The 9,494-nt window shown below is 67.4% G+C and carries 6 protein-coding genes and 1 pseudogene; 5 read left to right on the top strand and 2 right to left on the bottom strand.

The features are described from left to right. On the bottom strand, window positions 1-2,460 hold a 2,460-nt coding region (locus AB4Y84_RS06245; RefSeq protein ID WP_442249881.1), incomplete at its 3' end, for a TonB-dependent receptor. Between the two features lie 285 nt (window positions 2,461-2,745). Between AB4Y84_RS06245 and AB4Y84_RS06240 the strand changes: the two genes are divergently transcribed. Both AB4Y84_RS06240 and eda read left to right on the top strand, forming a co-directional pair. Further along, complete coding sequence (locus AB4Y84_RS06240) at window positions 2,746-3,765, top strand: sugar kinase (protein ID WP_442244262.1); 1,020 nt, start codon at window positions 2,746-2,748, stop codon at window positions 3,763-3,765. After that, complete coding sequence (eda, locus tag AB4Y84_RS06235) at window positions 3,752-4,390, top strand: bifunctional 4-hydroxy-2-oxoglutarate aldolase/2-dehydro-3-deoxy-phosphogluconate aldolase (protein ID WP_032978454.1); 639 nt, start codon at window positions 3,752-3,754, stop codon at window positions 4,388-4,390. Before AB4Y84_RS06240 ends, eda begins: the two co-directional genes overlap by 14 nt. A 51-nt stretch (window positions 4,391-4,441) precedes the next feature. Here the strand turns inward: eda and AB4Y84_RS06230 are convergent, their stop codons facing one another. Beyond that, window positions 4,442-6,292, bottom strand: a complete 1,851-nt coding sequence (locus tag AB4Y84_RS06230) for a sigma-54-dependent Fis family transcriptional regulator (RefSeq protein ID WP_442244261.1) — start codon at window positions 6,290-6,292, stop codon at window positions 4,442-4,444. A gap of 222 nt (window positions 6,293-6,514) precedes the next feature. Between AB4Y84_RS06230 and adh the strand changes: the two genes are divergently transcribed. The 3 genes and pseudogenes from adh to AB4Y84_RS06215 all read left to right on the top strand — a co-directional run. Then, window positions 6,515-8,044 (top strand): aldehyde dehydrogenase, encoded by a 1,530-nt coding sequence (gene adh, locus AB4Y84_RS06225; protein ID WP_025875511.1) that lies wholly within the window; start codon window positions 6,515-6,517, stop codon window positions 8,042-8,044. A gap of 74 nt (window positions 8,045-8,118) precedes the next feature. Further along, window positions 8,119-9,147 (top strand): alcohol dehydrogenase AdhP, encoded by a 1,029-nt coding sequence (adhP, locus tag AB4Y84_RS06220; protein WP_442244260.1) that lies wholly within the window; start codon window positions 8,119-8,121, stop codon window positions 9,145-9,147. A 105-nt stretch (window positions 9,148-9,252) separates the two neighbouring features. After that, a pseudogene (locus AB4Y84_RS06215) lies at window positions 9,253-9,494 on the top strand (hypothetical protein); the annotation flags it as partial.

Raw genomic sequence — 9,494 nt, 5'->3', positions numbered from 1 at the left:
GAACAGCGTGGCGTTCCACGACGACTTCGACAGGCCGGTCAGGTCGGTCTTCATCACCGGCTGCCCGGCCGCGTTGATGTACTGGATCTTCGATTCCACCCAGGTGTAGTTCAACTGCATGCCCAGGTTGGCCCACTTGCCCGGCAGGAAGGTGAAGGGCTGGGTGTAGTTGGCTTCCACGCCGTGCAGTTCGCCGCCCGGGGTGTTGACCGGCTTGCTGTAGGTGAAGTCATCGGTGGCCGAGGCGCCGGTGCCGACCAGCAGCGAAGCCGGCAGGCCGCTGTCACTGTACGGACGCACTTCGCGGGTGGTCTGTACGAAGCTCTCGATGTCCTTGTAGAACAGGCCGATGCCGGCCATTGCGCCCTCGGCGAAGTACCACTCGAAACCAAGGTCGACATTGGTTGCGCGGATCGGATCCAGCATCGGGTTGCCGCTGGAGATGGTGCGTGCACCACCGGCCACGGCCACCGTCGCGCCCGGGGTCAGGCTGCCCAGCCCCGGACGGCTCATCACCTTGGCCGCACCCAGCCGGATCAGGAAGTCCGGGGTGACTTCCGCCACCAGGTTGAACGAGGGCAGGGTGTCATCGTAGGTACGGCTGACCGTGGTTTCGACGGTGCCGTTGGCCAGCGTCGACTGCCCGGTCGCCGACTGCTTGGTGCGCACGTAGCGCACACCGAAATTGCCCGACAACGGCAGCGAGCCCAGTTCGGTGGAGAACTCACCCATCAGGTAGGCGCCTCGGTCCTTCTCTTCGACGCTGCGCACGTTGTTGGCGCGCGGGGCGACGGCGAAGGTGCCGCTGTTGCTGTAGATGTCGAGCTGTTCGGCGATCGCATCCAGGTCCGGCACGACCCAGTTCGACGGACTGCCGCTGATGCCCTTCAGTCCGGCCTGCTCGGTCAGGTTCACCGGCACAATCTTGTTGCCACCGGCGAAGTTGGGCACGGCCAGTTCGCTGGCGCGACGCAGTTCGACGGTCTTGAACGTGTAGTCCTTGGCCAGCACGCCGCCCTTCAGGCGGAAGCCCGGGCTGATGTTCCAGTTGAAGTCGATCTGGCCGGTGTCGAAGTCGTTGTCCACGTACTGCGGACGCAGGCGGATCTCGGCCAGTTCCCAGCCGTTGGGATTGGTCGGGTCGATGCCGTAGTTGAGGATCGGCGCACGGCTGTTGCCACGGTAGTCGTAGCTGTAACCGTCGACATCGTACTTGTCCATGATGACGGTGGTCTGCACCGGGTTCTCGTGCTTGGAGCGCGAGATGCCGATCTTGCCGGACAGGGTGAAGTCATCACCGAAGCGGTGCTGGCCGTTCAGGGCGATCTGCTTGAACTCGGTGCTCCACTCGTCGTGGCGGTTCTCGGTGCGGATGTCGACGTTGTCGAATTCGCCGTAGAGCAGTGCGTTGTCGCGGATCTCGCCGTTCTTGACGATGGTGGTCGGCTTGCCCGACAGGCGTGCGCTCGCATTGGCGCCGCGGCTGAAGGAAATCGCCTCGATGTAGTGCTCATCGCGCGTTGCATCGATCTTCGAGTACAGCGCATCCAGCGAGATCTCGGTGGCGTCGTTCGGCTTCCACTGCAGCGAACCGGTCACGCCCAGACGCTTCTGCTCATGCTCCATCTGCACGTAGCGCGGGAAGCGCGGATGGAACACGTTGGCGCCACGCGCGGCGGCGAACGGCGAGGACGCGGCGAAGTTGCCGTTGCTCGGGCCGTTGGCCCAGCGACCGGTGTTGGAGCCTTCCTCCAGCGCCTGGCGCTCGGAATAGGCCACCGACAGCAGCGCGCCGAAGGTGCCATCGGCGAAGGTGTTGGAGACCAGTGCGGCAATGCGCGGGTCGGCCTTTTCGGCCATCGCGTTGTAGCTGGCCTGGCCACTGGCGGCGAAGGTGAACCCGTCGTAGTCGAACGGACGCGCGGTGCGCAGATCGACGGTGGCGCCCAGCGAGCCCTCCTCGACATCGGCCGAGGCGGTCTTGCGCACCAGCAGCTGCGAGAACAGGTCCGAGGCGAACACGTTGAAGTCGAAGCCACGGCCGCGGTTGGTGCCGCCGCTCTGGTCACCGGCGCCGACCGTGGTCAGCGCTTCCATGCCATTGATGCGCACGCGGGTGAATTCCGGGCCGAGGCCACGCACCGAGATATTGCGGCCTTCGCCGGCCTCGCGGGTGATGACCACGCCCGGGATGCGCTGCAGCGACTCGGCCAGGTTCAGGTCGGGGAACTTGCCGATGTCCTCGGCAACGATGGCATCGACCACGCCGGCTTCGCCGCGCTTGATGTCCARCGCCTTCTCCACGCTGGCGCGGTAGCCGGTGACGGTGACCGTATCCAGGTCGGTGGCGTTCGGGTTGGCGCTCTGCTGCTGCGCGCCGGCGTTGCCTGCCAGGGCCAGTGCAACGCCCAACGCGAGCAAGGTAACCGGTGTCTTTTTTTCATGGTTCCGAGAATGCATGCCTTTCCCCTCTCCCAAAGGTCTGGTATCGCGGCTGTTTCAGCGGGATGACACCGCTGGTCAGGCCGGACGTTAACAGCACGTTCCCGATCCGGCATCTTGCACCGCAACAGATCTGAAATGTCTCCAAGACGCTTGCAGGACAATGCTTCCAACAGTTTGGTAGGCTTAGGGCAAGGATGGGCGGGATTGAAATGACACCGCTAGCCAATTCCACGCCCCACGCGTGGTCCACTACCACGCCGCCCAGTGTCACATGCGGGCGGCACGCGTGAAGGAGCAGAAATGGGTCGTATCGTGTGTTTCGGGGAACTGCTGCTGCGCCTGGGTGCGCCCGGTCGCGAACTGCTGCTGCAGTCGCCGCAGCTGCAGGTGCATGTCGGCGGTGCCGAGGCGAACGTGGCTGTCTCGCTGTCCCGCTTTGGACATGACGTGGCCATGGTCAGCACCGTTGCCGGCAACGCGCTCGGCGCGCATGCGCTGGCCGAACTGCGCCGGCATGGGGTCGACACGCGCGGCGTGCGCGAAGATGCCGAAGGCCGCATGGGTCTGTATTTCCTGACCACCGGCGCGGTGCAACGGGCCAGCGAAGTGGTCTACGACCGTGCCGATTCGGCATTCGCCAACAGCACCGCCGCCGACTACGACTGGCCCGCATTGCTGCAGGGCGCGCAGTGGCTGCACCTGTCCGGGGTCAGCCCGGCGCTGGGCGCGGACGTGGCGCAGGCCACCCTGGCCGCAGCGCGCGCTGCGCGTGCACTGGGCGTGCGCGTGTCCTTCGATGGCAACTTCCGGCCGAAGCTGTGGCAGCGCTGGGGTGGCGATGCGCGGTCGATCCTGCACGAACTGTTCGCGCAGGCCGACATCGTCTTCGCCGACTACCGCGATATCGAGGTCATCCTCGGCCAGCGTTTCGAACAGGCCGACGTGGTCGCGCGCGTGGAAGCGGCGGCCGCGGCCGCGTTCGAAGCGTTCCCGCAGCTGCAGTGGATGGCCTGCACCCAGCGGCAGACGCTGAGCGTGGACCACCATGCGCTGGGCGCGCTGCTGCTCGGCCGCGATGGCACCCGCGCACAGGCCCCGGTACGCCAGCTGCAGGGCATCGTCGACCGCATCGGCGGCGGTGATGCCTTCGCGGCAGGCATCCTGCATGGCATCCTGTCGACCTTCGATGCCGACGCCACCGTGCGCTTCGGCCTGGCTGCCGGGGGCCTGAAGCATTCCATTCCCGGCGATTTCAATCCCGTCAGCGAAGCTGATGTGTTGGCCCTGATGGGCGAGGAGCGATTCGATGTCCGGCGCTGATCCACGCGTTCGTGCGGTACTGAAACTGGCACCGGTGATTCCGGTGTTCACCCCCGATGACATCGACGATGCGGTACAGGTCGCGCAGGCGCTGTTCCGTGGCGGCCTGCCGGTGATCGAGGTGACCCTGCGCACGCCGCGCGCGCTGGAAGCCATCAAGGCGATGGTCGAGGCCGTGCCGGATGCGGTGATTGGTGCCGGCACCGTGCTCGATGTCGCGCAGATGCAGGCGGTGAAACAGGCCGGCGGCCGCTTTGCGGTGTCGCCCGGGGCGACCCCACGGCTGTATGCCGCCGCGCGCGATGCCGATCTGCCCTACCTGCCTGGCGTGGCCACCGGTTCGGAGCTGATCGTCGGCCTGGAACACGGCCTGGACACCTTCAAGTTCTTCCCGGCGGTGCAGGCCGGTGGTGCCGCGATGCTGTCGGCGTGGCACGGCCCGTTCGGYGATGTGCGCTTCTGCCCGACCGGCGGCATCAGTGCGCAGACCGCCAGCCAGTTCCTGCATCTGCCCAACGTGCTGTGCGTGGGCGGTTCGTGGCTGACCACCGCCGCGCTGATGCAGACCCGCGACTGGGACAGCGTCGAGCGCCTGGCACGCGAGGCCGCGGTGCTGGCGGGCTGATCCCTCGGCCCCTGCTGGGGCCGGGCACAGACCCGGCGCCAGCGCATCCGTTCAGCCGCGTGGCGTACCCAGCCGGCGGTACAGGGTGCTGCGGTTGATTCCCAGCCGCTTGGCGGCCGCGCTGACGTTGCCCTGGCACTCGGCCAGCGCCTGGCGCATGGCCGCCTCGGCGATCTCCTCCAATGCTCCGCTGGCAGGCACTGCTGGCGCGGTGGGCGTACCAGCACGCACGTCCGCGGGCAGCAGCTGCGGGCTCACCGGTTGACCCGGCTCAGCCAGTGCGGCCAGCGTGCGCAGGCAGGCACTCAGCTGGCGCAGGTTGCCGGGCCAGGCATGGGCGGCCAGCGCCGCGCGGGCCTGCGACGACAACGCATGGCCCTGTCCCAGCTGCTGCCACAGGGCATCCACCACGGCAGCGCGATCGGGGTGCTGCCGCAACGGCGCCAGGGTCACCACGTGGTCGGCGATGCGGTAATACAGATCCGCACGGAAGCGGCCGGCATCCACCGCCTGCGGCAGTTCGCAGTGGCTGGCGCAGACCAGTGCGAAATCCAGTTTCACCGGCTTGCCGCCGCCCAGCGGTGACAGCTCGCGTTCCTGCAGCACGCGCAGCAGGCGCGGTTGCAGCGCCAGCGGCATGTCGCCGATCTCATCGAGGAACAACGTACCGCCCTCGGCCTGCCGCAGCAGGCCCGGGCTGCCCTGCCGGCGCGCACCGGTAAAGGCACCCTCCTCGTAGCCGAACAGCTCTGCTTCGATCAGGCCTTCCGGCAGCGCCGCGCAGTTCACCGCGACGAAGGGCTTTCCCGCACGCGTGCTGCGTGCGTGCAGTTCCCGCGCGAAGACTTCCTTGCCGGTGCCGGTCTCGCCCTGCAGCAGCACCGGCAACCCGGCCTGCAGCACGCGTCCTGCGGTGGCCAGTTGTTGTTGCTGCCCGCTATCGAACAGTGGGCCCTGCGCACTCGCCGGCAGCGGCGCGGTCGGTCCAGGCGTAGTCACACTGCGTCGCGACGCACGGGCCTCGCGCACGCCGTACAGACGACGGCCCTGGCGATCAAGCAGCACGCCGTCATCTGCCAGCCGCGACAGCGGTTGTTCGAACAGCGCTTCGTACGGCGTGCGTCCGATGTCCTGGCGATCCAGCCCGAACAAGGCAAGGCCGGCACGATTGGCCGCGACCAGGCGACCGCCGCGGAAGCCGAGCACGCCTTCGCGCGCACTGCCCAGCAGCGCGGGTTGATGATGCAGGCGCAGCAGCTCGCAGTCGGCCAGGCCGTCGGCGAAACCGCGGTGCTCGATCTGCGCTACCGCCTGCCGCACCAGCGCCAGCGCGTGCACGTGTGGCAACCGCGCGTCGCCGGACACATCGAGCACACCCAGGCATTGCCCGTAGGGATCCAGGATCGGCACGGCCGAACAGGTGAGGATGCCGTGCGGGGCGAAGTAGTGCTCGCCGCCACGCACCTGCAGCGCGCGCCCGTCGACCAGCGCGGTGCCGATCGCGTTGGTGCCGACCGTGCCCTCGTCCCAGCGCATGCCCGGCATCAGCGCGACACGACCCGCCTTGTCGAGGAAACCGGCACTGCCTTCGGCGTCGAGGATCCAGCCGTCTTCATCGGTCAGCAGCACGATGCTGCCGCTGTGGGTCATTTCCGCCGCCAGTCCGTCCAGCTCCGGGCGCGCTTGTCGCCACAGGCGCTCGCGGCGCTGGCGCAGTTCGCGCAGGCGGTTGTCGGTCAGTGGTTCGGCGGCCGGCTGCGCATCCACCAGCAGGCCGTGCCGTTGGCAGCGTTGCCAAGAATGCAGGATCGCCTCGGGCACCGCGCCGACGGGCGCAGCGCCGCGCTCGAAGAAACTGCGCCGGGCACTTCCCAGGCGGGGATCGGGAGCAAGCGGGGACACCGACAGCCTCCTGTGTCGCACATTGCGACAGTTGTTGCGGGACCTGTCCCGATTAACAGCACACCCCGCGTCGCCCTGCAACGGCCGCGCCTGCTGCGCTGCCGCAGGGCGCGCGACAGGATCACCGACGGCCGGGCGATGAAGGCGTGATGCAGCGCAGCAGGCCACAGTTGGCATCGTCTTTGCGCCTGTGGATGCACCATGCCCACCACAGGAGCCGCCATGAACGCCGTACCGTCCACCCGCCCGCATGCCACCGATCCTCGCTCCCTGTTCAAGCCGCGCTATGGCAACTACATCGGTGGCGAATGGATCGCCCCGCGCAGCGGCCAGTACTTCGACAACATCTCGCCGGTGAACGGCCAGGTGTTCACTGAAGTTGCCCGCTCCAACGCCGAGGACATCGACGCCGCACTCGATGCCGCGCACGCCGCAAAGGACGCCTGGGGCCGCACATCGGCCGCCCACCGTGCGCTGCTGCTCAACCGCATCGCCGATCGCATCGAACAGAACCTGGAACTGCTGGCCCACGCCGAGACCTGGGACAACGGCAAGCCGATCCGCGAGACGCTCAACGCCGACGTGCCGTTGATGGCCGACCACTTCCGCTACTTCGCCGGTTGCCTGCGTGCGCAGGAGGGCAGCCTGTCGCAGATCGACGACGACACCGTGGCCTACCATTTCCACGAACCGCTGGGCGTGGTCGGGCAGATCATCCCGTGGAACTTCCCGCTGCTGATGGCGGCCTGGAAGCTGGCGCCGGCGCTGGCCGCCGGCAACTGCGTGGTGCTCAAGCCTGCCGAACAGACCCCGGCGTCGATCCTGGTGCTGATGGAGGTGATCGGCGACCTGCTGCCGCCGGGCGTGCTCAACGTGGTCAACGGCTTCGGCCTGGAGGCGGGCAAGCCGCTGGCCAGCAGCCCGCGCATCGCCAAGATCGCCTTCACCGGCGAGACCTCCACCGGCCGCCTGATCATGCAGTACGCCAGCCAGAATCTGATTCCGGTGACGCTTGAGCTGGGCGGCAAATCGCCGAACCTGTTCTTCGCCGACGTAATGGCCGAGGACGATGATTTCCTCGATAAGGCAGTGGAAGGTTTCGTCATGTTCGCCTTCAACCAGGGCGAGGTGTGCACCTGCCCGTCGCGCGCACTGGTGCAGGAATCGATCTACGAACGCTTCATGGAGCGTGTGCTCGAACGCGTGGCGGCGATCCGCCAAGGCAATCCGCTGGACCCGAACACCATGGTGGGCGCGCAGGCATCGGGCGAACAGCTGGAGAAGATCCTGTCCTACATCGCCATCGGCCGCGAGGAAGGCGCCGAGGTGCTGATTGGCGGTGACAGAGCCGCGCTCGGTGGCGACCTGGCCGGCGGCTTCTATGTGCAGCCGACCGTGTTCAAGGGCCACAACGGCATGCGCGTGTTCCAGGAGGAGATCTTCGGGCCGGTGGTGTCGGTCACCACGTTCAGGACCGAGGAAGAAGCACTGCAGATCGCCAACGACACGCTGTACGGGCTGGGTGCCGGCGTCTGGAGCCGCGATGCCGCGCGACTGTACCGGGTGGGCCGCGCGATCCAGGCCGGGCGGGTATGGACCAACTGCTATCACGCCTACCCGGCGCACGCTGCGTTTGGTGGCTACAAGCAGTCAGGCATCGGCCGCGAAAACCACCGGATGATGCTCGACCACTACCAGCAGACCAAGAACCTCCTGGTCAGCTACGCACCGAAGAAGCTCGGCTTCTTCTGAGGATTGATCGGGATCAAGGCGCCGGCATGGGGCCGGCGCCATCCTGTCTGCAAGCGCACTACGGAGAAGCACGCATGAATAGAACCATGAAGGCCGCCGTTGTCCGTGAGTTCGGCAAGCCGCTGGTCATCGAGGAAGTCGTGGTACCGCGCCCGGGGGCGGGCGAGGTGCTGGTCAAGATCGAGGCCTGTGGCGTCTGCCACACCGACCTGCACGCCGCCGAGGGCGACTGGCCGGTGAAACCGAACCCGCCGTTCATCCCCGGCCACGAGGGCGTGGGGCACGTCGTGGCCGTGGGAGGCGGGGTAGGGCACATCAAGGAAGGTGACAGGGTCGGCATCCCCTGGTTGTACTCGGCGTGTGGCCATTGCGAACACTGCCTGGGCGGCTGGGAAACGCTCTGCGAAACGCAGCGCAATACCGGCTACTCGGTCAACGGTGGCTTCGCCGAGTACGCATTGGCCGATGCCAACTATGTCGGCCTGCTTCCGAAGGAAGTGGGCTTCGTGGAGATCGCACCGGTGCTGTGCGCCGGCGTCACCGTGTACAAGGGCCTGAAGGTCACCGACACCAAGCCCGGTGACTGGGTGGCCATTTCCGGCATCGGTGGCCTCGGCCACATGGCGGTGCAGTACGCCCGCGCGATGGGCCTGAACGTGTCAGCGGTGGATGTGGACGACGCCAAGCTGGCCCTGGCCAGGCGCCTGGGCGCACAGGTCACCGTCAACGCGCGCACCACCGATCCGGCTGCGTTCCTGAAGAAGGAGATCGGTGGCGCGCATGGTGCGCTGGTCACCGCGGTTTCGCCCAAGGCGTTTGAACAGGCGCTGGGCATGGTCCGTCGCGGCGGCACGGTCTCGCTCAATGGCCTGCCACCGGGCAACTTCCCACTGGACATCTTCGGCATGGTGCTCAACGGCGTCACCGTACGCGGTTCGATCGTCGGCACTCGCCTGGACCTGCAGGAATCGCTGCAGTTCGCCGCCGAAGGCAAGGTTGCCGCCACGGTCAGCACCGACCGCCTGGAGAACGTCAACGAGGTGTTCGCGCGCATGCACGCCGGCACCATCGAAGGCCGCGTGGTGATCGACTTCGCTGCCTGACCCCCCTGTGCATGGCCGCCGTGTCCGTTTCCCTCTCCCACGGGCGCGGCGGCCATGCCGATCTGCCGGCAGCGCCGCGCACCCCGGCGGCCGTACAATGCGCGCATGCCCGGCACGCTCAAGACCGTCTTTCTCTCCCTGCTCGCGCTGATCGGCGCGCTGCTCGCGCTTGCCCTTGTCAGCAGTGCCGCGGGCTGGCTGCCATCGCTGCTGCGCATGACGCCGGGAAGCGAGGCCCAGCTCGGCTGGGACCTGGCATTCACCGTGCTGGGTGGCATCGCCGCCATTGCCTTCGCCACGTATTACGCGCCGTGCTGGCCACGCGCGCATGGCACCTCGATCTGGTC

It is taken from the genome of Stenotrophomonas sp. 2YAF22, assembly GCF_052114665.1.
Taxonomy (GTDB): Bacteria; Pseudomonadota; Gammaproteobacteria; order Xanthomonadales; family Xanthomonadaceae; genus Stenotrophomonas; species Stenotrophomonas indicatrix.
The sequence above is the reverse complement of the archived record's forward strand: the minus strand, read 5'-3'. Positions and strand labels throughout refer to the sequence as shown.

What these genes read in the sequence shown, in the direction of transcription:
- adhP (WP_442244260.1), top strand. Translation starts at nt 8,119, where the DNA reads ATGAATAGAACCATGAAGGCCGCCGTTGTCCGTGAGTTCGGCAAGCCG.
- adh (WP_025875511.1), top strand. Translation starts at nt 6,515, where the DNA reads ATGAACGCCGTACCGTCCACCCGCCCGCATGCCACCGATCCTCGCTCC.
- AB4Y84_RS06240 (WP_442244262.1), top strand. Translation starts at nt 2,746, where the DNA reads ATGGGTCGTATCGTGTGTTTCGGGGAACTGCTGCTGCGCCTGGGTGCG.